The following is a 550-nucleotide window of genomic DNA, read 5'->3' as shown; positions in this document are numbered from 1 at the left end:
GAGCTGTCGGGTATCGCTGGGTGGTGCAGCAAAGGGGCGGGGTGTCCGCCCCCCGGCAAGGCTTATTTAGCCTGGTTGGCAGCTTCGGCGGCCTTGATCAGGTCAGCACCGATTTCGCCTTCGAACTTCTTCCACACCGGCTTCATGGCTTCGCGCCACTTGGCACGCTCTTCCGGGGTCAGCACCAGAATTTCGGTGGTGCCGGCGGCAAGAATGTGAGCCTTGGCCTTCTGGTTCAGGGCGTCGGCTTGCTTGTTCACTTCAACAGTGACTTCTTCCACGATCTTTTCCAGCTCGCCACGTACATCGGCAGGCAGGCCGTCCCAGAACTTGGTGTTGGTGATCACCATGTAGTCGATCAGGCCATGATCGGACGCGGTCATGTACGGCTGTACCTCATGGACCTTCTGGCTTTCGTAGTTCGACCAGGTGTTCTCGGTGCCATTGACCACACCGGTCTGCAGGCCCTGGTAAACCTCGGCGAAGCTCATCTTGCGCGGGTTGGCACGCAGCGCCTTGAACTGCTCGTCCAGTACTGCAGAAGCCTGTA

General features: G+C 59.3%; 1 protein-coding gene. It reads right to left on the bottom strand.

The window, feature by feature from the left end; genetic code table 11:
- Window positions 1-62 precede the first annotated feature (62 nt).
- Window positions 63-550 (bottom strand): TRAP transporter substrate-binding protein DctP (gene dctP / locus CXQ97_RS21185; protein ID WP_181035170.1); only part of this gene is annotated, 488 nt, incomplete at its 5' end.

The organism is Arthrobacter sp. B0490 (assembly GCF_002929355.1).
Lineage (GTDB): Bacteria > Actinomycetota > Actinomycetes > Actinomycetales > Micrococcaceae > Arthrobacter_D.
This window is presented reverse-complemented; position numbering and strand designations above follow the sequence as displayed.